This window comes from Pseudomonas sp. REST10, from assembly GCF_029542605.1.
Classification (GTDB): domain Bacteria; phylum Pseudomonadota; class Gammaproteobacteria; order Pseudomonadales; family Pseudomonadaceae; genus Aquipseudomonas; species Aquipseudomonas khazarica.
Map to the genome: position 1 here is coordinate 1,523,372 of NZ_CP035677.1, position 20,890 is coordinate 1,544,261.

Sequence of the window (20,890 nt, forward strand, 5' to 3'; positions counted from 1 at the left end):
CCTCGCCTGTCTCAGCGACTGGCCAGCACCTGGCGTTGCTGATACAGCGCCCAGCCCCAGTAGATCAGCAGCAGGCTGCCTGCTACGGCCAATACCCAGGGGGCTCCCAGGCGGGCGGCAAGCAGGCCGGCCAGCAGCCCGCCGATGGCGTCGAAACCGAAACGGGTCGAGGTGTACAAGGCCACGACCCGGCCGCGCAGAGCCTCGGGTGCATTGCTCTGCAGAATGATGTTGGTGCCGACATTGTTGATAGTGATGCCGAAGCCCAGCAGCGCCATGGCAATCAGCGACAGCCAGAGCAGTGTGCTGCTGGCCAGTATCAGCATGGCCAGGGCGCTGATGGCAATCGAGGCGAGGATCAGGCCGGGCAGGGTGGCAGTGGTGTTCCTGCCGGCCAGCAACATGCTCGAGCCCAGCGAGCCGAGACCGGCTGCGCCCCACAGCCAGCCCAGGGTGGTGGCATCACCGCCGAAGATATCGCGGGCGAAGACCGGCAGCAGCACGACGTAGCTGGATGCAGTCAGGTTGACCGCCAGCACGCTGAGCATCAGGCGCTGTACGGGCGGGTTGCCCAGGACATAGTGCAGTCCTTCGCCGAAGACATTGCGAAACGAGCCACTGGCGCGCAGTGAGGGTGCCAGGCGTACGCAGGTCAGGCCGATCATCAGGGCCAGATAGGAGGCCGCATTGAGGGCGAAGCATACCGCCTCGCTGACAAAACCCAGCAGCAGGCCGGCCAGGGGCGGGCCGATGAAGCGCGACAGAGTGAACAGCATGGCATTGAGCGCCAGTGCATTGGGCAGGTCTGCGCGATCATTGACGAACTGGCTCAACAGCGACTGGCGCAAGGGCGTGTCCACGGCATTGAGGATGCCGAGCAAGGCCGCCATGGCCACGATCAGCGCAGGGCTGATCAGCTCACTGGCTGTCAGCGCTGCCAGTGTCAGCGCCTGCAGGGCCAATGCACCCTCGACCAGAATCAGCAGGCGGCGCTTGTCGTGACGATCGATCCAGGCTCCGGCGAACGGGCCGACCAGCAACTGCGGCAACAGCGCGGCGAAGGTGGTCAGCCCGAGCAGGGCGACCGAGTCGGTTAGCCGGTAGATCAGCCAGGACAAGGCGACCTGTTGCACCCAGGTGCCCAACGTGGAAATGGCGTGGCCGCTGAAGTACAGGCGGAAATTGCGATGATGCAGGGCACGCAAGGCGTTGGGCCAGCGACGCATGGCGAGGTGTATCCGAGGCGGGAAGAGACGGTGGATAATAGCTTTTTCGTTATGTTGTTAACAAATTGTGCAGCGTTACGAGCTCTCCAGCCTGAATGGCGAGAGTTCCCATGAAAAGTGCAATCAACAGACCGTAACGTCCATTTTGGCCATCGCTGGGCCTGCGCATAATCCTCCTCGTACAGCCGCCACAGTGCGCAGCTCGACTCATGTCGCGTCAGTCATGAGCAAAGCGAACGAATCTCTAACAAGAAAGGCCCCTACAATGAAAAAGCCAAATCCTCTGCTCGATGCCCTGCAGGAAATCCTCCCGGCCATTGCTGCCAATGCTGCCCAGGCGGAAAGGGATCGCAGGGTCCCTGCCGAGAACATCGCCATGCTCAAGGGCATCGGCATGCATCGTGCCTTCCAGCCCAAGGCCTACGGTGGCCTGGAAATCTCCCTGCCCGAGTTCGCCGACTGTGTGGCGGCCTTGGCCGGTGCCTGTGGCGGCACGGCCTGGGCATTCAGCCTGCTGTGCACCCATAGCCACCAGATGGCCATGTTTTCTCGCCAATTGCAGGAAGATGTCTGGGGGGAGGACCGTGATGCGACCGCGAGCAGCAGCATCGCCCCCTTTGGCAAGGCACAGAACGTAGAGGGGGGCATCATCCTCAACGGCGAACTGGGTTGGAGCAGCGGCTGTGATCATGCCGAGTGGGCCATCGTAGGTTTCCGCCGACCCGCCGGGGAAGGTGAGCCGCCAGTCTATTGTTTCGGCGTGGTACCGCGCAGCGAGTATGAGATCCGTGACGACTGGTACGTCGCCGGCATGAAGGCCAGCGGTACCAAGACCCTGATTCTGCGTGACGTATTCATTCCCGAGCACCGGATCGAAGCGGCCAAGGACATGATGGAGGGGCGCTCGGCCGGCTATGGCCTGTATCCCGACAGCAAGATTTTTTACGCACCCTACCGGCCGTACTTTGCCAGTGGCTTTGCCGCCATCAGCCTGGGTATCGCCGAGCGCATGCTGCTGGTCTATGCCGAGAAGACCAGGAACCGTGTGCGCGCATACACCGGCGTCAGTGTCGGTACTGCAACCCCCGCGCTGATGCGCCTGGCTGAATCCAATCATCAGATTTCCGCCGCCCGCGCCTTCCTGGAAAAGACCTGGCTTGAACATGCCGAGCACGGCGAGCGCCATCAGTACCCGGACAGTCGTACCCTGGCCTTCTGGCGCACCAACCAGGCCTACGCGGTGAAAATGTGCATCCAGGCGGTGGATCGCCTGTTCGAGGCGGCCGGCGGCACCAGCTGGTTCGATAGCAACGAGATGCAGCGACTGTTCCGCGATTCGCACATGACTGGGGCGCATGCCTACACCGATTACGACGTCTGCGCGCAGATCCTCGGTCGGGAGCTGATGGGCCTGGAGCCGGACCCGAGCATGGTCTGACTCGGCCCCGCTGAGCCTTCAACTTTCGCGAATCCATTTGCCGGGCATGCCCCGGCACAGAGGAACATCATGAGCATTCAACAAGAAGCGGACTTCGACCCGCGTGCCTTTCGCCGTGCCCTGGGTAACTTCGCCACGGGGGTGACCATCATGACCTCCGCAGCCAACGGGCAGCGTGTCGGGGTGACCGCCAACAGCTTCAATTCGGTTTCTCTCGAGCCGGCGCTGATCCTCTGGAGCATCGACAAGCGTTCCAGCAGCTATGACGTATTCAATACCGCCAGCCATTTTGCCGTGAATGTTCTGGCGGCCGATCAGATCGATCTGTCCAATCAGTTCGCCCGTTCCAGCGACGACAAGTTCGCGGGTATCGAGGTCGAGGAGGGTGCCGGTGGCGCGCCGCTGTTCGCCGACTGTGCGGCGCGTTTTCAGTGCGAACTGCATCAGCAGATCGACGGTGGTGATCACTGGATTCTGCTTGGCAAGGTGGTGGCCTTCGACGATTTCGGCCGTGCTCCTCTGCTGTATCACCAGGGGGCCTACTCCTCGGTACTGCCGCACCCGCGTCTGCTCAGGAAAAGCGAAAGCGTCAGCAAGACCGCCTTCCAGGGGCGCTTGGGGGAAAACCTCTTCTACCTGATGACCCAGGCCGTGCGCAGCTACCAGAGCGACTATCAGCCACGACAACTGGCGACAGGCCTGCGCACCAGCGAGGCGCGCATGCTCATGGTGCTCGAGGGCGATGCTTCGCTGGGCATGAGTGAGCTGCAGTCGCAGGTCGCGATGCCGACGCGCGAAATCGAAGAATCGATCCGCAACCTTCAGCGCAAAGGCCTGGTGGAGGGCTGCGAAGGTGCCTACGTCCTGAGCGCTGGAGGCCTGGAACAGGCCGACATCCTCTGGCATATCGCCAAGACCCAGCAGGACAAGGTCTTCTCAGGTTACAGCGCCGAGCAGGTCGATCTGTTCAGATCGATGCTCAAGCGTGTTATTGCACTGGGCTGACGTGGCCAGGCGCTGAGCGATTCGCAGGGGGAACAGGGCTATGCCAATTGAGGAAAGGTCTGCCTGTGAGCTGGCCTTTCCTTTGATTCCGGACACCCATTTATGGCGAGTATTCTCGCCCTAAATGGATGTCCGGGATCCGTAGACCACTGCAATCCGCCTGTATCCCGGTATATCCCACTTTTGTCCTTGTTTCCTAAGCAGTACGCCGGCATACTGCACTCACGACTCAACCCTTGGCGGGCCGATTCAGTTCAGCCTTAGCCTCGGGTGAAGAAACCGGCCCATAAAGCCGGTTTTTTCGTTTCTAGGGATAGGGCATTGTGCGTACAGCTTTCTTCGTAGACGGCTACAACCTCTATTACGGCGTCCTACATGGCTCCGACCATAAGTGGTTGGATCTGCCTGCACTGCTTGCCGAGATCTTACGGATCCAGGAACCGTCGGCCGAACTGGTCTCCGTCGATTACTTCACCTCTCCTGTCATCGCCAGGCTTGCGACTCGTGGCCAGGTCTCCAACGATGCGCAGAATCGCTATATCCGAGCTTTGCAGGCGAGAGGCGTCTCGGTCACGCTCGGTACGCACCGGCTGGCCAAGGGGTATGCGCCTAGGTACCTCGATGGTCAGAAGCCTTCCAGGCAAGATCAGGTAGCGATTTGGCAGCTCGAAGAGAAAGAGACGGACGTTAACCTGGCTCTAGGCATGTATCGGGCAGCATGCCGGTCTGTGGATCTGCAGCTAGATCAGATCGTGCTGGTCTCGGGCGACACTGACCTGGCGCCTGCTCTCGCGGCCATTCGCTCGGACTTCCCGCACATCCGCATTGGCGTGGTTCTTCCGCACCGCCACGAACAGCGGGATCCGCCGGGATCACTGAAAGAGCATGCCCACTGGATCCGCCGGCACATTCCCGAGTCTGAGCTTGCAGCTTTCCAGCTCCCGCTAAAGGTGCCGCTTCCCAGGAAGCCAGCCATCGTCAAACCGGATTATTGGTAGCCTGATCCTGCTGTGACACTTTCGGGACATTCGCTGCCCCTGAAAACACAAAGCCCCTGAAATTCTCTAGGAAAATCAGGGGCTTATGCTTGTTTCAATTGGTGGAGCCGGGGGGATTTGAACCCGTTTGAACGGCTGCCCGCTACTGCCCATCGTTGCCCAAAGCCAGCAAAATCGGGGCTTCCGCCTCACACCTTCTGCCCATTGCGGCACTCTGTCGCCCGTTGATTTCGACACTTTTTCGACAAGCCAGCTAGACAGGTTCGGCGGCTATAGCTAGCTTCTGGCCATCACGCCCCTGTGCTTTAGGTCTTCGGTGTCGCTTTTCCAACCTGTGAGTGTCGCGTTTCTCACTTTTGATACGTGATAAATCAAAGGCTTGCGCCGAATTATAGTTGATTATCAGACATTACTGGGGATGTTATGCGACAGCAATGTCGCCTAATTTATAGTTATGCATCTCAAAGCGAAGGATCGACAGGTGCTCCCCATTACAAGATCACACTACAGAAATTGGTACCCCATAGATAACCGCTATGACTACTATACGTGGCCCATGGAAATTGCTGCTAAGTGTAAGTCTTGTGATGGTTTAGTTTTATTCGCCGCGCAAGAGAGGCAGGGGTTTAGGCAAGTTGATTCAGGAGTCTACTTGGTCAGCAAACTACCAACAAGTGCCAGCATCAAAGGTCGCGGCGTTTGCTCAAACTGCAAAAAAATAACCGAAAAAATTAGCTGGCCGACTGATGCTTTTTATTCAATAAAGCTAGCGGCGGGCAACGTGTGGGCCTGGAATGCTGAGTATCTCCAAGTGTTAAAGCAGCACGTAACAGGCAAGCAAAGGAGCGATGCAGCTTATGCAAGAGAAAATGCCCTATTTCTTTACTATCTTGCGAGGCTTCCAAAATATGTTCTGCTTAAGAAAAGCCGCCCACTCCTGCTCAAAAAGATCGATGCTCTCCTGTCAGTCCGTGCCGCATAACAAACGGTTCAAGACCGTTCGCTTCGCTCACTCTGGACGCCCGCAAGCTACGCTCGCGGTCGCCCCTTAACCTGTCTGTTATATTCTTCGGAGGCAAAATGTGGTGGGACATTACATTAATATCAATAAAAATAATTATTACTATATGGTTCTTCTCTTACCTTCTTCGCCCATTCTTACCGCAAGGATATAATGACTTCGCCGAAATAATTGGCTACCGCTTTCTCGGAATAATTCTCGGAATCCCGCCTTTCATTCGAAATGCTTGGATATTCTCCTCATCCATAATGTATTACTTGGGAATGTTTTCAATTCTTGCCCTTCTAATTGTTGGAGTATTTCTCTTTGGCTATACACTGCTGCTAGAGCTAGGAATTAGTTTCACAGAAGCTTCGCCTTACTATCTAACTTTGAGCAATGTTGCAAAAAACAAAACAGCATGGGCGGGTGCCACTGCTGTTATTGCCACAACAGTTGCCATCGGTCATATGTGGAATCTTCGAATAAATTCAACAAAGTTTTATGAGGAAATGAAAAAATTTAAAAGAGAAGAACTCGAAGCAAATGAAAAGCGACGTAAAGAGCAAAAGAACCGGCTACTTTTATAGCTACCAGCATATAACAAATGGTTCAAGTCGCTCGCTTCGCTCACTCGGGACCGGCAAAAGCCGGCCCCTTAACCAAACGTTAGGTAGCACATGAGTAATCTGCAGAAATTAATCTTGGAGGCTAAGAATGGACTGTCAGTTCAGGAGCGAATTCCAGATAACAAGTGGCTAGAAATTGCTGAGCTTTGTGGGCCTGCCGAAATCGCTGAAATAGAATTTCGCATTGAAGATTTAAGGGCAGAGCTAGTGTCCGTAGAAAAATGGGACGGTGACACACAAGACGATATAAATTTGGCCATTTATAAATTTAAACAGCTTCTTGATGCAGCAAAGGCCCATAAGTAAAAAAGGGGGCAGATTTATTTTATGACAGGCGAGCGCAATAAATAAATCTGTCCCCTTTTCACTCAAGCCGCTCGCTCCGCTCACAGGGACGGGCTAAAGCCCAACACCTAACCAAACGTTAGAGGATTATCGATGGGACAGTGGATCGTCAGCCACCTCAATGAAATTGGCTCAATAGCGACAATTCTTGCTTTTATTTTTTCCGTGGCCGTATTGGCTTTTTCAGCTTACCGATACGTTTCACTCCGAAAAGATGAATTGAAGAATCAGCGCTACGAGCGTTATCACCTATTGCTACGTAACATCAGCCAAGGACAAGACACTGACGGCCCGTTAAAACTTGTCAGCCAAAGAGCGTTTATCTATGAGCTACGTCACTTTCCAGAGTACAAGCATCTGACGATACGGCTTTTACAATCATTGCTAACTGAATGGCAAGAGGACGCAGGAAAAAGCGAAAAGCTTAATTATGAAATTCAAGAAACGATTAAAACATTGCAGTAATCCTCTAACCGTTCGATTCGCTCACTGGGATGGGCTAAAGCCCGCCCCTTAACCAAACGTTAGGTGCCTATGGACGGATGTTGGGCTTTCTGGGAGTTAGGATGTGTCATTGACTGGCAGGCGTGGGGGGCTATTGGCTCGCTTCTAGCTGTCGCTACGGCTATTTTTATCAGTATGCTTGGCGAGCGACGCGTCAAGGCTGCTAAAGCTCAGGAAAATTTGATAATACTTGCTCAGCTTTATATCGAGGCAAAAAAAATTTTATTTACCTCAGAGTGGTGTATTCAGCTAACCAATCAAGTAAGAACTGGCGCTATACCTGCAGATTTTGACCCCCCATTTAAATTTGCTATTCGAGACATAAAAACGCTCAACACCCTTGTTTATGACCTTCACGGACATGTAATACCACAATTCGAGCGAATGGTTGCTAACGTCCTGATCGGTCAATACACCAATATAAAAACAAATTTAAATATGATTCAGCAGACTTTAATAGAACTAAAAGACCTTCCTGACTCAAACAAGTTTAACAGGTTAGAGCTACATATTTCCGCACTTCAAATGGCTTCATTCAACATTGTTGAAGATCTTGCTCATACCCTTGGCTATTCAAATCCAGAGGATCGAAACCCTGGACCAGAGAGCTACACAGCTTGGGCTGCATATGACCCGGATTAAGCAAAAAAAAGGGACAGATTTTTTTGACAGACGAGCACAATAAATAAATCTGTCCCCTTTTCCTTGTAGGTTAATTGCTAGCCATTTCTCGGAAGTTTGTACATGACCGTAAACAATCCGTATCAAGACTTGCTAAGATCTAAGATTGTATCTGCCATATCTCAGGCAAGAGCGGCGGCAGGCTTCTCACACCAAGGAGTAAAGGGCACCGTTCTTGAGTTGCTAGTTAGCCAGCTATTTCAACCATTATTACCAGCTGACGTCGGAGTGGGTACTGGCCAGATAATAGATAGCTATAGCGGGAAGCTTTCGGGGCAAGTAGACATTATTCTTTATAATAGGGCTATCTTGCCTCCAATACTGATGGACGAAAAAGTTGGAATTTTCCCAATCGAGTCCGTTCTTTATACAATTGAAGTTAAGACGACGCTAAATGCTACTGAGCTAAAAATGGCTCATGAGAGCGCAAAAAACTTAGCTAATAACTTTGGCTATCTTCCTGGCTTGAAAGGTGAAGACGGGAAGGAAAAGCATCACCCAGTAGAGAAAGCAAGATCAGTAATATTCGCTCTTAACTCGGACCTTAGCGGCACGAAACTAAATGAGGCCGAGCGATATCGAAATCTATACGGCGACGACGCAGCACACATAAGGGCTATTTGTGTTGCTGGAAAAGAATATTGGTACGACAACGGAAATTACTGGATAGGCTTTAAAGATAGTCAGAATTTTGATGAGACTCTTGCTTTTATTGGAGCTGTCACTAATACCTATCGAGAAGTTTCGATTAGTCGGGGTCAGCCTTGCTTAGGCCACTATGTCATTCCTGACGCAAAAGGATTTATTGCGACAAAATCTAGGGCTGTAGCTTCGGTAACGTTGACCTGTGAAGATTGCGGCATTGAGGGCGAAATGGTCCCAAATATCGGCCAAATGAATATCACTATTAATGGGGCTATTTCATCAACAGAAAGCTGTCCTAGTTGCGGAGGCAAAATGCTTTCGGAAATTGGTGTCTATGTATTTAAAAGTGGGCAGCTTATTGGCAGTAAATTGGGCTAACAAAGTGCTACTGGGCAACCTTACGCTGCTCTTCGGTTTACCCCATAGTACGACGTTAATCCCTATAATTAAGCCCAACATGTGATTTACAGTTTCGCCGCTCGATGCTCCCTTCTTTCAAGGGCCAGCACGTTGAGTCCTTAGTTTCCTTGATAACTGTCACCCGCACCTTTCCAGCCGGTTTTTCCGGCTCCACGGGCTGATAGCTCTCACGAAGGCTGAGCACGTTGTCAGCCCCTCTCGGGGTGTAGTTGTGGTCGTTGAATATGTTCTGTTTGGCAGCAGGGCTGTCTGAGCCGGTGGGTTGCTCAGGTTGCTGCTGAGACATTGCGTCTCGCCTTGCTTGCTGCTCTACGATGCGATCCCAGTCCTTCTTGGGCGCTGGATCTGCTCGGGTGATTTCGGCGACTGGTGTCGGCTTTGGCGGCATCCGCTTCTCGGCCATTTCCTGCACCTTGCCCTGCAGGAGGAACTGGCTACCGAAATACAACGCCCCAAGCGTTATGCCGGTTCCGATCATGCCGGGTATCAGCATGGCCAGGCTTGAGCGTTTGCGGGTATCGCTTCTGAGCCATTCGGGGGCGTCGTCTCTGTCAGCCTTCATCCTTGAATCTCCCTTCCGTGCGGGCGTACCAGCGCTTGGCTACTTCCTGGGTGATCGCTATCCCGCGTTCTGATCGGTCAAGTTTCGGTTGGCCTCGTCGTACTCGGGGCTGGTCTGCCCACTTTCCGGCGCAATCGCGCCACTAGCCAGCCAAAGAGCATATGAGGGGTATAGAAGCGTCAGCGCTTCTACCTCCTGAGTGCTGATCCTGGTTCGCTTGTCGTAGCGAACAGTTCTCCACCGCGTCCCACTGATTTCCGTCTTCTTCACCAGCTCGTCTAGCCCTGTCTTATCGACAAGAGCTCTAACGCGGTCGTCTATTGATTCCATAAAGGTCTAGTAATCTACATTTGTAATATACAAAGTCGCCTACCGTCGATGTATATTACGACTGTAGTTTACGTCTGGCGTCCTCGCAGGTTGCCCAGAACGTAGCGCAACAAAGACCAACATAGTGCAACAAAGGCCACTGCGATGGAAGGAATCCCCCTGACGCTGAAAGACCTTGTGAGCCCGCCACCGCTGATGCCGTGGCGGGAGTTCGCAAACTGGATTCGCATGAGTGAAGACCACGACACGGTTCGCGGCTGGATGCGCAACGGCTACATCCCGCACCGCAAGGTCGGGCGCCACGTGATGGTGAACGTCGCGCTGCTCACTCAGAAGCTGCTGGAAGAGGAGTGGGAAGAATGAGTAAGCGCGACGACAGCCTGGACCTGTGCAGCGTGAAGACCTTCGCCGAGCTGAGCGGCGTTTCGGTCGAAGAGGTCATCAACTGGGTGGACAGCAAGACCATCCCGAGCATGAAGCTGGCCGACTTCCGTATGGTCAACCTCGCCCGCCTCCGGGCTGATCTGGAGAAGGGCAAGACCGTATTCAGCGCGGGGGACTACGCCCATGTCTAAGCCGCCGTTCCAGCTCGACCCAGCGACCGCACTTGCCTTCCTGGGCCAGACCGTACTCGTCGAACTGCGCTGGGACGGCGACGACGAAATGCTCTGGCGCTGCTACCACATCGTCGGCGTGGTGCTGCCGGTGCCGGGCATCTTCGAACACGGCTACTTCCTGATCATGCCGTTCGATGGCAGCGAGGATCTGCCGCTGGAGGTGTACTTCGACAGCATCAACGCCATCCAGAGCATCCGCGACCGCCACGCCCCCGGCAAGCTGCTGGAACGCCTGCCGCTGCCGCAGCTGATCCAGGCCCAAGCCGCCCCCTCGCAAGGAGAGCGCCACCATGCGTAAGCCACGTATCCAGCTCGACACTGCCACGGCCTTGAGCTTCGTTGGCCAAACCGCCCTAGTGGAAACCATCTGGGACGCTGAGCCGGAGTCCTTCTGGCAGTGCATCCAGATCGTCGGCGTGCTGATTCCCACGCCGGATATGCAAGGTGCGCCGTGCTTCCTGGGTGTCGAACTCAGCTCCAGCACACGCAACCCCAACGAGTTCTACTTCGATGATATTTGCTCTATCAGGGCGATGCGGCACCGCGACCGGCATGGTTCCGGCAACGTACTGGACCGCATGACCCTGACCCATTCGGAAGGGTCCAGGGCCGCGCTCCCGGCTCGTCGGAACAGCTCCACCGTTCCGGCGAACGGAAGCACGGGCGCAGCGCACCCTTGACCCCACACCATCATGAATAGCCTGACCACGGGAGAGTGGGGCAGCTTCACCGCCCCGCGCTCCCGAGCCCTCGGCGGCAAGAGCGGGATTACAAGGGCTGCGCCCTTGGTGTTGAACCGACCATTCCCGCTGCACTTCGCTGACGCCCTCCACCTTGTGTTCCTGGTGTTGCTCAGCGCCTTCCTCTGGTTCGCCAGCATCCCACCTTTCGAGCGTCCCCAGGTGCCGGGCTATTTCCAGAAACAGGCCTGCCTGATCGACCGCCAGATTCAAGCGGAATACCCCGACAACTGGATGAGAAAAGGAAAAGAGCAGTGCAAGCCCCTGACGTAGCCGTGTGTGTCTCGGCGCAGCCGAGACGGGTTCGGCTGCGTCGGGGGCGCAGCGCGCAGCGAGCGAGCGGTTTAGTTCAGAGCGAGGCGAGCGGCGCGCGAACGCCGCCTGACGCCCCTGTAACACGTCAGATAGAGACGAATGATTTCGGCCAGTACTGGCCATTGTTGGAGTTTTGAACATGGCAAAAGATCAGATCAGACTGGATAACAACGGCTATGAAAGCGCGACCGGGCGGTTGTTCGTTGACCGCAACACGGCTCGTATCACTGACCTGTCGAAAGTTCGCCTGCTGCGCTGCGGCGTCGATACGGTGAGGCAACTCTACAAGGGTCTGTTGCGCCCCGACATCCTGGGTCTGTTCGACAAGCCCGGCGCTATCGTTGATTTCGCAGGGGACCGCTGGCATGCCGGTCGGGTAAGCCGTGACTCGGGCTATCAGTACAAGCTGCAGAACGCTGACCTGGGCTTTGTGCTGCTGGTGAAGAATTTCAACGCCAAGGCCGAGAACATCGGCCCGCACCTGAAAATCGAGGTATCGCCCCATGCGATCGACAGCCTGTCGCCCGAGCGCCTGCAGGTCCGCATGGATCACTATGCCGCCCAGGTGCTGACGAACGTCGAGGTCAATCAGTGCGCGGTCCATCTCGCCCTGGACCTGCAAGGCTGGACGCCTCCGGCCGATCTGGTCGCCAGGATGCACTGCAGAGCCCGAACGCACCGGGACGTTTCCGGCATCAACGAACTGCACTGGGCCACAAAGTCCAGCGTGTATGGCCGCGGTGAAACCTCGATGTTCGGCTCGGCCAACGGCCTGCAGCTGTGCATCTACAACAAGACCGAACAGGCCAGGGCCACCGACAAGCTCGACTACTGGGAAAGCGTCTGGCGTCGCCGTGACAGCTTCGACGAAACCGACCCTGACAACTACAACCCGGCCCAGGATGTGTGGCGCGTCGAGCTGCGTTATCACCACTCCATCGTCCAGCAGTTCGCCAGCGGCTCGGTAGACCTGCAGAGCGGCCAGACCATCGATACGCGCACCTTCGCGGCCTTCTCCCAGCATCTGGACGGCCTGTGGCGCTATGGCCTGAGCCAGTTCAAGCTGATCGCCCGCCCTGGATACTTCGAGCCGATCTGGACGCTGATTCGCGATGACGTGCGTGTTGATCTACCTGTCGATTCTCTGCTCGATGAAGCCGAGTACAAGCGCTATCACAAGACGGCGCGTGGCTTCTCGGGCAAGAACGTGGAACTGTTCCTGGGAAACTTCGTAAGCCTGCTGGCACGGGAGCGAGTGGGCGCTAGACGGTCATTTCACCGGCTCAAGGATTGGGAGTGCTGGCCGGTGATCCGCGACCACTATGCCGCTAAAGGCATGGATGAAGACGCACTGTACAAGCACATCAAAGGCATCCTGGAAGAGCGCTATGTCCGGTGGGGGCGAGCCGTCTGATGGCGATCGATCAGCTATCGGATGGCCGCTGGAAGGTCGACGTCGAGCCCATCAAGGGCAAGCGCTTCCGCAAGACGTTCAAGACCAAGGGTGAAGCCCAACGCTTCGAAGCATCCTGCAGGGCCAAGGTCGTCGAGAATCCGGATTGGTCGCCCAGGCCGAAAGACCGTCGCACGCTCGCCGAGCTGGTTGGCCTCTGGTTCGATCTGCACGGGCATTCCTTGCGCGATGGTGAACGCCGCCGTAGCAAGCTCGATGGTCTCGCCAAGCGCCTGCGCAATCCCCAGGGCAGCAAGCTCGACCCGCAAACCTACGCCCAGGATCGCCGGCTCAGGCTAGGGGAGGGCACGTCACCCAAGACGCTGAACAACGAGTTGGGCTACCTGCGTGCGGTCTACAACGAGCTGCGTGGTTTGGGTGTGATCGACTACGCCAACCCGCTCGCCCTGGTGAAGCCGCTCAAGGTGCAGGAACGCGAGTTGTCCTGGCTGACCACTGACCAGATAGCCGAGCTGCTGGAAGAGATACGTCGCGGCTGTGACAACCCGCACGTCGAGATAGTCGCGTTGATCTGCTTGGCCACGGGGGCTCGATGGTCAGAGGCTGAGAAGCTGAAACCGACCGGCCTGCGTAATGGCGTGATCACCTTCAGCGGAACCAAGAGCGGCAAGGTTCGCTCGGTGCCGATTACTGCAGAGCTGGAAGCCAAGATCGTCAGGCACTGGAAGCAACACGGCCAGCCAAATTCGGCCATCACCTCGTTCCGCCGCGCCCTGGCCAGGACGACGATACGCCTACCGAAAGGCCAGGCCGCCCACGCCCTGCGGCACACCTTCGCCAGCCACTTCATCCAGAACGGCGGGAACATCCTCACCCTGCAGAAAATCCTGGGTCACTCCAGCTTGGCTATGACCATGCGCTACGCGCATCTGGCGCCAGATCATCTACAGGATGCGGTGAGGTTAGGGCCTCAGGTAGCTTTGACCTGATACAGCAGCCTTTGCTGCATCCTCACCCTGAACGCTTCTTTGCATTCAGGCCTGAGTTAGACATGGTGTGAGGAAGGTACCGGTCCGGTGGCGGCTTCGAATGAGAGGTGGCCAGATAGCGTTGCAATGCTTCAATGATTTGCACGCAGTTTTCTACATTCTCACGAATGTGAAGCAGCCTGTCGTTAACCTCGGGTGGACTGGTTCGTGTTGGGATCGCTTGCAGTTCTTCGTTCACAACCTTCAGGCTGTGACCAGCGATGTTTAGTCCGCTGTGGAAGCGTTCTTCATTCACAGTCTTCCCCTTTCCCGGTTAAGAGTTAAGAAGAGTGTCAGGAACCTCTGGTGTATGGCCTTTTACTATCTATATTAAAAGCCTCACAAAGAAAAGGGTTTTTATCCTGCAGAGGTTGCTGATGGACAGGCGGTCCATGCCCTCTGTGGCCTCAAGTCGCTTGATCCTGGTGAGCTACGTAGATTTGGTCTCACTCGACACCTTTTCGACACCCCAAAGAAAAACCCCTGACTTTCTCTAGGAAAATCAGGGGTTTATTTGGTGGAGCCGGGGGGATTTGAACCCCCGTCCGCCAGCTCTCCGCTATTGGTTCTACATGCTTAGCCATCTCTACTGAGTTAACTCCGCGCCGCCCGAGTGGCAGGGTGCTTGGAGCGAGCTGCATGAGTTTTAGCCGTTACGTCTGCAGCGAACTTGGCGGCGATCCTGTTCTATATGACTGACCAGATCTTCGGGTTTACAGGCATCCCCTAGGGTCAGCTGGCGCCCTTAGGCGGCCAGGGCGTAGTTGTCGTCGTTGGCAACTATCAAATTGTGGCAGCGGATTTACGAGAACTGTCACCTACTCGGCATGCCCCTCAAGTTTCGTTACCGGCGTCGAATCCTAATCGGCCCCAAAACCTTCGTGGTTACATCTAGGACGCGGAGTTTACGGTAAAGGTTCCTCGGCGTCGACTGCGGATTCCATCTCAGGAGGCTATGATGGCGTCCCGCATCCGCCTGCCTGCCCATGGAAAGGAGCCGCAATGCCGAGTTCTAGCCGCCACCCTCTGCGTCAGTGGATCTGGCGAGCGTTCGTGCAAAGCGCGCTGATCCCGCTGATTCTGGTGGAGTCGGTGCTGATTGCGGTGTACCTGCTGAGCAATCAGGCCATTCGTGATGCGCAGATCAGCCACCTGCAGGAAACGGCGGTCAAGGACCTGGCCAGCGCTGCGTTGCGCGAGGGGCAGATCATCGATGGTCGCCTGCGCTCCATCGAGTCGCTGCTGCAGGTCTATCGCGATGCGACGCATGATGCGCTGCTCGATAGCCGTTTCCAGGCCGATGACCTCGAACGGGCGCGCCATGCGCTGACCGACTCCGGGGTGTTCTATACCCGCAGTGACGATGGTCGGGCTGCTTCGTTCTACGCCAACAGCACGCCGTTGGCGCAACAGGACCACGCCAAGGTCATGCGCCTGTCGCAGGTGGACCCGCTGATGCGTTCGATCCTGCACGCCAACCCGCTGGTGGCGGCGCTGTATTTCAACAGCTGGGACAGCTACAACCGTATCTATCCCTGGTTCGACACGCCGGCGCAGTATCCCCACGACATGGTGATACCCGATTACAACTTCTATTACCTTGCCGACGCCAAGCACAACCCCGAGCGCAAGGTGGTATGGACCGACGTGTATCTGGACCCGGCGGGCCTGGGCTGGACGATGTCGGTCATCGCCCCGGTCTACCGCGAGAGCTTTCTCGAAGGTGTAGTAGGGCTGGATGTCACGGTCGGCCAGGTGCTGAGCGAGATCGCCGAGCTCAACGTGCCCTGGCGGGGCTATGCGATGCTGGTCAGCCATGACTACAACATCATGGCGCTCCCCGAAGCGGGGGAGCTGGACTTCGGCCTGCGCGAGCTGACCCAGTACTCCTACGAGGAGGCGGTGCGCCGCGAGGTGCTCAAGCCCGAGGATTTCAATCTGGCCAAGCGTGAGGGCATGGAACCGCTGCTGGAGGCGATGAGCGAGGGCCCAGGTGGCGTGCAGGAAGTCTTGCTGGGCGGGCGCAATCAGCTGGTGGCCTGGAGCGAGATTCCGCAGACCGGCTGGCGCCTGCTGCTGGTGGTGGACGAGGAGCAGGTGTTTCACGATACCAACCAGTTGTCCGAGCGTTACATGCAGATCGGCTACCTGCTGATCGCCGGGCTGCTGGCCTTCTATCTGTTGTTCTTCGCCCTGATGTGGCTGCGTTCGCGGCATCTGAGCGATCAGTTGGCCAAGCCCATCTCCGGCATCGTCGACATGGCGACCCGCCTGGGTGAGGGCAGGGAGCTGCCCGTCGCGCCGGACAGCCACATCCATGAAGTGCGGCGCCTCGCCGATGCCATGCAGCGGGCCGGCAAGCAGCTCAAGGCCAGCGAGCAGGAGCGGCTCGAAGCCCAGAGCATCCTGCAGCTGGTGCTCGACAGCACCACGGAAAGCCTCTGGGAAATCGATAGCCGGGCCCTGACCATCGAGCTCAGCGAGCGCTTCGTTCGCCGCTTCGGCCTGGGTGGCACGCACCTGACGCTGAGCGAGTTCAACCAGCGTGTGCACCCGGATGACCTCGAGCGCCTGCGTCACCTGCGCAAGCAGTTCGCCGACAATGGCGATGAGCATTTCGATGCCGAATACCGCTACCTGGACTGCCGTGGCGAATACCTCTGGCTGCTCAGCCGGGGTAAGGTCCTGGCCCGGGACGAGAGCGGCTGGCCGCTGCGCATCGCGGGTACGCACGTCGATATCACCCGGCTCAAGCAGGTTCAGGAGGAGTTGCGGCATGCCAGCCTGGAGGCGCTTGCGGCCAGCCAGGCCAAGAGTCGCTTCCTGTCGAGCATGAGCCATGAGCTGCGCACGCCGCTCAACGCCATCCATGGCTTTGCCCAGCTGATCGAGATGGAGGCGCAGGACAAGCCGGATGCCCGCCTGGAGACCGACTATTCGCGGGAAATCGTCAGCGCCAGTCGCCATCTCACCTCGCTGGTCGACGACATTCTCGATCTGTCCAGTATCGAGAGCCGGCGTCAGCAGCTGCAGTTGCAGGCGATCGACATCGGTACGTTGCTCAGTGGCTGTGCCGAGCTGGTACAGCCGGAGGTGCAGCAGAAACAGCTGCACCTGCAGGTCATGGAACCGGCGGATCCGCCCCTGTTCGTGCAGGGCGATCCGCGGCGCGTACGGCAGATTCTGCTCAACCTGCTCTCCAATGCGATCAAGTACAACAGCCCGCGCGGGATGATTCGCATGGGGTACGAGGTGCGCGCCGACTGCGTGCGGCTGTGGGTCGATGACACCGGCCCGGGGTTGTCGAGCGAACAGCAGGCGCAATTGTTCCAGCCGTTCCAGCGACTGGGGCGTGAGAGCTCGAACATTCCCGGTGCCGGTATCGGGCTGGTGCTCTGCCGCGAACTGGCCACCCTGATGGATGGCGAGATCGGCCTGCGCAGCGAGCCGGGCGTCGGCAGCTGCTTCTGGCTCGACCTGCCCAGCGCGGCCAGCCCGGACGCGCTGGGCGACGAGAACCATGAGGCCGCGCCTCAGACCGTGCAGAGCCTGGTTCAGGTGCTGTGCGTCGAAGATCACCCGGCCTGCATGCGGATTCTGCAGGCCTCGTTGCGGGAGTTCGCCGAGGTTCGCGGCGTCAGCTCCTGCAAGAGTGCGTTGGCCGTATTGCAGGAGAGCGAACCGGCGCTAGTGCTGCTGGATATCGACCTGCCGGACGGCAGTGGCCTGGACGTGCTGGATGCCATGCGCCTGGAACCGAGGTTGCGCAACATACCGGTGATCGTGATCAGTGCGGTGGCCGATGACCGGCTGTTCGAGGACGCCCGGGCGCGTGGCGCCGCGGCCTGCCTGAGCAAACCGGTGGACCTGCAGGAAGTGCGTCAGTTGGCGTTGAGCCTGCTATACAGCGGTTTCTAGCAGGCTCACGCATCGCGCCCAGGGGTGTCACTCGCTGGCGGACAGCAGGTCCAGCGCTTCGCCCAGCACCTTGACCGATTCGGCGTGATCGCCCGCCTTGTGCAGGGCTTCGCCCTCGGCGCGCAACTCCTTCACCTTGGCCAGTACCTCGGGGTCGGTCGGCGGTTCGCTTTGCAACAGGGCATCGATCTTGGCCATGTCCTGAGGGCAGTGCATGGCCCAGAGCGGCAGGCTGATCAGTGCAGCGACGAGAAACATGAGCGTACGGCGCATGATGGCTCTCCTGGAAGGGGGCGGGAATCTCAGTATAGGAGAGCCTGGGCCAGTGGCTGATTGTCGACAGCGACGCGGTCAGCGTCGCAGCACCTGTACTTGCACGTTGCGGTCCGACTTGCAGCACTGGATATCGATATCCAGGAAGCGCTGGATGACCTCGATGTTGCTGCTCAGGTGTTCGCTGGCGTGTGGCGTGGTGAAACTGCCGGCACCTGCCATGGCCAGTGGCAGCAACAACTGGTCGGCCAGGTGCTCCTCGACAGCGGCGCCGCTGCCGAGCCAGGTGCGCGCCTGTTCGATGGCCTGGTCGGCCACCTGTTCGGCGCGCACGCTGGTCTGCCCGACGCTGCTGAACACGGCGGTGACATCACTGCAGGTGACCTCCAGCAGCAGTATGTTGCCGGGGCCGATGTCTCGCTCCAGCCACACCCCCTTGAGGTCTTCGGTCGGCCATTTCAGGCGCTTGCCGACCCGCGCCAGTTCGCGCTCGGCCACATGTCCCGGCACGTCGGCCAGCAGTGCCCGTGCCTGCTGGCCGACGCGTTCGCCGGGGCCGCTCAGGTGCAGCGGTTGCAGGGTTCCAGGGGTGATCTGCAGGGCCAGTTCACCGCCGCCGGCCGGCACGAAGCCGTGGCGCAGCAGCTGCAGTTCGACCTGTGCGCCCATGCGCTGCAGCAGTGGCAGCCAGCTGTGCGCGAGAAATTCGAAAGGCGGTGCCAGCGGGTTGTGCGTGCCGCCGCTGAGGTGGATGCGGCTCGGTGCGTCGGCCTGCAGCAGGGCGGGCAGCAGCGTCTGCAGCACCAGGCTGCAGCTGCCGGCGGTGCCGATGGCGAAACGGTAATCGCCACCGCGAATCGGCCCCGGTACGAAGCTCAGGCTCTGCGAGCCAAGTTCGACACCGCAGGTGTTGGCCGAGCAGATCTGCGCGGCGGCATTCACTGCGGTCAGATGCTGGCGCAGCAAGCCCGGCCGGCTGCGCTTGGCGCGGATGTTGTGGATGCGAAACGACCGGCCGGTGAGCATCGACAGGCTCAGCGCGCTGCGCAGAATCTGGCCGCCACCGATGGCGCCGTCCAGTTCGAGGAAGTCCGTGTTCATTATTCTTCTCTGTTGCTTACAGGTGGCCACTCTTTGGCCCAGTCTGGCGGCGGGAGAGGCTGCGGTTTGTTATGGGCAAAATTTGCCAGCTCGCGCCATTGCAGTTCCGGCTCGATGGGTGAGTCGCAAATCATCAGGCGGCCATCTGTGCTTAGGATCAGTCGTCCCCGGGTGTCGAAATCCACTAAATCGACTTCGCCCAGATCCCATTGGTTATGCACATTGCTGACGGTGAAACGTTTGTGCAGCTTCCAATGTTTGCCTTGACGGACGCTACGGGTGATGCGTACCGCGCCTTGACCAATTTCCTTGCCCAGACATGTGTTCAGTTGCCAGTGGTAGTGATTAAGGTTTTCCAACGACTGGTTCAGTGGCTGCCAGCCTTCTTGCAAGGCGATTTGCAGGGACAGCGGCTGGTGTAGGTGTTCCTGTGTACCAGTGACTTTCAAGCGGTCCTGCGTAAATGAGTTCTGGGCCTTGGGAAAGGGCAGGCCGAGTTTCACGGAGCGCAGCTCGTTGAACAGGCCACCTCCATCCCAGCAGCCATTGGGCCATAGGCCCAAGGCTGTGAAGTAGGGTGGGCGGCTGATCGCCGTCCAGGTTTCGCCAACTCTATCAGTCCGGGCCAGCGTCCAGGCATTGCCTTTTCTGGCTGAATAGAGCAGCAACTCCCCGTCGGGTGAGAGATCGCTCAGTTCCGCGTAGATGCGCCCTTTGAACCATTGGCCCTCGGTAAAACTGTCGGTACGCAGATCCCAGCGGATCATCTGTACCCAACCCGTAGGTCCACGACGCAGCAGCACGGCGATGGGCGCGTTTCTGGCGATTTTGAGCGACAGGCTGCACTTGGAGCGTTGTCGTCTGGAGTGACTGTCATTATTTCGAGCGTTCATCTCGAGGCATAGCTCCATACGCAGTCGCGCAAGAAATCATCCAGGCACCCAGAGTCGGTGTGTGTTCGTGGCAACGACGGCACCGGTCCTTCCAGCTGCGCTTCGATAAACGCATGCAGCGCCGGGCGACGTGGGCCGTAGGCCGACTCGTCAGAACTGCGCTTGAGCGCCAGCAACTCGTCGACTTCCGCCAGCAGGGCGCGGTCGTCCACCGTCTGCAGCAGGTCGGCGAAGGTCATCGGCGGGCGGCCGCGGCCCTGGTCGATCCAGCGTACGGCAAGCAGCGGGCGCAGCACGTAGAAGTACTTCTTGAAGCGCACCGTCTCGTCCTGCAGGTAGCCGCGAAAATTCTTCCTGGCCATCGACAGGTAGTGATGACGCGCCGCCGGCGGGCTGTAGAACAGCTCGGCCAGTTCGCGCAGGCGCGCCGTGGCGTCGTCTTCCTGGCGATACACCAACGGTGAGTCGAGCCATTCCAGCAGCGTCGGGTTGGACTTGCGCAGCAGGCCGAGGGTCTTGCGCAGCTCCCAGCCGCTGACGTCCAACTCGTCGTCCAGCGGCCGCTCGATCACGTCGCGCGGTGTGTCGACCTGGACGAACCAGTCCGGTTTTTCCACGTAGACGAAGCGCACGTCGTAGTCGCTGTCGGGCGAGGCGAAGCCCCAGGCGCGGCTGCCTGACTCGCAGGCATACAGCACCTTGACGTTGCGCTCGCGCTCTATGCGCTCAAGTTCTTCCATTACCCGCGCGCGCATGGCGTCGCTGAGGGGGTGGCGTTGTTGCAGGTTCATTTCATTCTTCCTTGTGT

General features: G+C 57.9%; 25 protein-coding genes and 1 other RNA gene. 17 read left to right on the forward strand and 9 right to left on the reverse strand.

Annotated elements, in window-relative coordinates; all coding sequences use genetic code 11:
- Positions 1 to 11 precede the first annotated feature (11 nt).
- A complete protein-coding gene (locus tag EWH21_RS07070; protein WP_277700154.1) occupies positions 12 to 1,226 on the reverse strand; it encodes an MFS transporter in 1,215 nt (404 codons plus the stop codon).
- A gap of 265 nt (positions 1,227 to 1,491) precedes the next feature.
- On the opposite strand from EWH21_RS07070, the gene EWH21_RS07075 reads away from it, so the two are divergent.
- The 9 genes from EWH21_RS07075 to EWH21_RS07115 all read left to right on the forward strand — a co-directional run bounded on the left by EWH21_RS07075 (position 1,492) and on the right by EWH21_RS07115 (position 8,849).
- Positions 1,492 to 2,664 (forward strand): p-hydroxyphenylacetate 3-hydroxylase oxygenase component, encoded by a 1,173-nt coding sequence (locus EWH21_RS07075; protein ID WP_277700155.1) that lies wholly within the window; start codon positions 1,492 to 1,494, stop codon positions 2,662 to 2,664.
- Positions 2,665 to 2,733: 69 nt separating this feature from the next.
- On the forward strand, positions 2,734 to 3,669 hold the full coding sequence (locus tag EWH21_RS07080; RefSeq protein ID WP_277700156.1) for a p-hydroxyphenylacetate 3-hydroxylase reductase component: 936 nt from the start codon (positions 2,734 to 2,736) through the stop codon (positions 3,667 to 3,669).
- Between the two features lie 323 nt (positions 3,670 to 3,992).
- On the forward strand, positions 3,993 to 4,667 hold the full coding sequence (locus EWH21_RS07085; protein WP_277700157.1) for an NYN domain-containing protein: 675 nt from the start codon (positions 3,993 to 3,995) through the stop codon (positions 4,665 to 4,667).
- Positions 4,668 to 5,319: 652 nt separating this feature from the next.
- Positions 5,320 to 5,649 (forward strand): hypothetical protein, encoded by a 330-nt coding sequence (locus EWH21_RS07090; protein WP_179554570.1) that lies wholly within the window; start codon positions 5,320 to 5,322, stop codon positions 5,647 to 5,649.
- A 98-nt stretch (positions 5,650 to 5,747) separates the two neighbouring features.
- The gene (locus EWH21_RS07095) at positions 5,748 to 6,257 is read left to right on the forward strand and encodes a hypothetical protein (RefSeq protein ID WP_277700158.1); all 510 of its coding nucleotides are present in this window, start codon (positions 5,748 to 5,750) and stop codon (positions 6,255 to 6,257) included.
- Between the two features lie 90 nt (positions 6,258 to 6,347).
- Entirely contained in the window at positions 6,348 to 6,602 is a 255-nt protein-coding gene (locus tag EWH21_RS07100) for a hypothetical protein (protein ID WP_179554572.1), read from the forward strand.
- A 132-nt stretch (positions 6,603 to 6,734) separates the two neighbouring features.
- The gene (locus EWH21_RS07105) at positions 6,735 to 7,106 is read left to right on the forward strand and encodes a hypothetical protein (protein WP_277700159.1); all 372 of its coding nucleotides are present in this window, start codon (positions 6,735 to 6,737) and stop codon (positions 7,104 to 7,106) included.
- Positions 7,107 to 7,175: 69 nt separating this feature from the next.
- Positions 7,176 to 7,787, forward strand: coding sequence for a hypothetical protein (locus EWH21_RS07110; RefSeq protein ID WP_277700160.1), 612 nt, complete (start codon positions 7,176 to 7,178; stop codon positions 7,785 to 7,787).
- Positions 7,788 to 7,889: 102 nt separating this feature from the next.
- Positions 7,890 to 8,849: a DUF6602 domain-containing protein gene (locus EWH21_RS07115; RefSeq protein ID WP_277700161.1), complete on the forward strand. Its 960-nt coding sequence runs from the start codon at positions 7,890 to 7,892 to the stop codon at positions 8,847 to 8,849.
- Positions 8,850 to 8,904: 55 nt separating this feature from the next.
- Here EWH21_RS07115 and EWH21_RS07120 read toward each other — a convergent pair whose 3' ends face one another.
- Both EWH21_RS07120 and EWH21_RS07125 read right to left on the reverse strand, forming a co-directional pair.
- Positions 8,905 to 9,453: a hypothetical protein gene (locus tag EWH21_RS07120; protein WP_277700162.1), complete on the reverse strand. Its 549-nt coding sequence runs from the start codon at positions 9,451 to 9,453 to the stop codon at positions 8,905 to 8,907.
- 57 nt (positions 9,454 to 9,510) lie between these two features.
- Entirely contained in the window at positions 9,511 to 9,783 is a 273-nt protein-coding gene (locus EWH21_RS07125) for a hypothetical protein (protein WP_277700163.1), read from the reverse strand.
- 144 nt (positions 9,784 to 9,927) lie between these two features.
- Between EWH21_RS07125 and EWH21_RS07130 the strand changes: the two genes are divergently transcribed.
- From EWH21_RS07130 to EWH21_RS07160, 7 genes are all read left to right on the forward strand, one after another.
- Positions 9,928 to 10,146 (forward strand): helix-turn-helix domain-containing protein, encoded by a 219-nt coding sequence (locus tag EWH21_RS07130; RefSeq protein WP_150608010.1) that lies wholly within the window; start codon positions 9,928 to 9,930, stop codon positions 10,144 to 10,146.
- Positions 10,143 to 10,358: a hypothetical protein gene (locus tag EWH21_RS07135; protein WP_277700164.1), complete on the forward strand. Its 216-nt coding sequence runs from the start codon at positions 10,143 to 10,145 to the stop codon at positions 10,356 to 10,358. The genes EWH21_RS07130 and EWH21_RS07135 overlap by 4 nt, the downstream gene beginning before the upstream one ends.
- Complete coding sequence (locus EWH21_RS07140) at positions 10,351 to 10,698, forward strand: hypothetical protein (RefSeq protein ID WP_277700165.1); 348 nt, start codon at positions 10,351 to 10,353, stop codon at positions 10,696 to 10,698. Before EWH21_RS07135 ends, EWH21_RS07140 begins: the two co-directional genes overlap by 8 nt.
- Positions 10,691 to 11,080, forward strand: coding sequence for a hypothetical protein (locus tag EWH21_RS07145; RefSeq protein ID WP_277700166.1), 390 nt, complete (start codon positions 10,691 to 10,693; stop codon positions 11,078 to 11,080). Before EWH21_RS07140 ends, EWH21_RS07145 begins: the two co-directional genes overlap by 8 nt.
- A gap of 12 nt (positions 11,081 to 11,092) precedes the next feature.
- Complete coding sequence (locus EWH21_RS07150) at positions 11,093 to 11,413, forward strand: hypothetical protein (RefSeq protein ID WP_277700167.1); 321 nt, start codon at positions 11,093 to 11,095, stop codon at positions 11,411 to 11,413.
- Positions 11,414 to 11,594: 181 nt separating this feature from the next.
- Positions 11,595 to 12,869 (forward strand): hypothetical protein, encoded by a 1,275-nt coding sequence (locus EWH21_RS07155; protein WP_277700168.1) that lies wholly within the window; start codon positions 11,595 to 11,597, stop codon positions 12,867 to 12,869.
- The gene (locus EWH21_RS07160) at positions 12,869 to 13,858 is read left to right on the forward strand and encodes a tyrosine-type recombinase/integrase (RefSeq protein WP_277700169.1); all 990 of its coding nucleotides are present in this window, start codon (positions 12,869 to 12,871) and stop codon (positions 13,856 to 13,858) included. The genes EWH21_RS07155 and EWH21_RS07160 overlap by 1 nt, the downstream gene beginning before the upstream one ends.
- 22 nt (positions 13,859 to 13,880) lie before the next feature.
- Here the strand turns inward: EWH21_RS07160 and EWH21_RS07165 are convergent, their stop codons facing one another.
- Both EWH21_RS07165 and ssrA read right to left on the reverse strand, forming a co-directional pair.
- Positions 13,881 to 14,153, reverse strand: coding sequence for a hypothetical protein (locus EWH21_RS07165; protein ID WP_277700170.1), 273 nt, complete (start codon positions 14,151 to 14,153; stop codon positions 13,881 to 13,883).
- Between the two features lie 259 nt (positions 14,154 to 14,412).
- Positions 14,413 to 14,769, reverse strand: a transfer-messenger RNA (tmRNA) gene (ssrA, locus tag EWH21_RS07170).
- A 130-nt stretch (positions 14,770 to 14,899) separates the two neighbouring features.
- On the opposite strand from ssrA, the gene EWH21_RS07175 reads away from it, so the two are divergent.
- Positions 14,900 to 17,815 carry an ATP-binding protein gene (locus EWH21_RS07175; RefSeq protein ID WP_277700171.1) on the forward strand — a complete coding sequence of 972 codons (2,916 nt, stop codon included), beginning with the start codon at positions 14,900 to 14,902 and terminating at the stop codon, positions 17,813 to 17,815.
- 27 nt (positions 17,816 to 17,842) lie between these two features.
- Here EWH21_RS07175 and EWH21_RS07180 read toward each other — a convergent pair whose 3' ends face one another.
- The 4 genes from EWH21_RS07180 to EWH21_RS07195 all read right to left on the reverse strand — a co-directional run bounded on the left by EWH21_RS07180 (position 17,843) and on the right by EWH21_RS07195 (position 20,873).
- Positions 17,843 to 18,088 (reverse strand): hypothetical protein, encoded by a 246-nt coding sequence (locus EWH21_RS07180; RefSeq protein ID WP_037047057.1) that lies wholly within the window; start codon positions 18,086 to 18,088, stop codon positions 17,843 to 17,845.
- Between the two features lie 78 nt (positions 18,089 to 18,166).
- On the reverse strand, positions 18,167 to 19,189 hold the full coding sequence (rtcA, locus tag EWH21_RS07185; protein ID WP_277700172.1) for an RNA 3'-terminal phosphate cyclase: 1,023 nt from the start codon (positions 19,187 to 19,189) through the stop codon (positions 18,167 to 18,169).
- On the reverse strand, positions 19,189 to 20,082 hold the full coding sequence (locus EWH21_RS07190; RefSeq protein WP_277700173.1) for a hypothetical protein: 894 nt from the start codon (positions 20,080 to 20,082) through the stop codon (positions 19,189 to 19,191). Before EWH21_RS07190 ends, rtcA begins: the two co-directional genes overlap by 1 nt.
- The gene (locus tag EWH21_RS07195; RefSeq protein ID WP_277700174.1) at positions 20,079 to 20,873 is read right to left on the reverse strand and encodes a nucleotidyltransferase domain-containing protein; all 795 of its coding nucleotides are present in this window, start codon (positions 20,871 to 20,873) and stop codon (positions 20,079 to 20,081) included. The genes EWH21_RS07190 and EWH21_RS07195 overlap by 4 nt, the downstream gene beginning before the upstream one ends.
- Positions 20,874 to 20,890 lie beyond the last annotated feature (17 nt).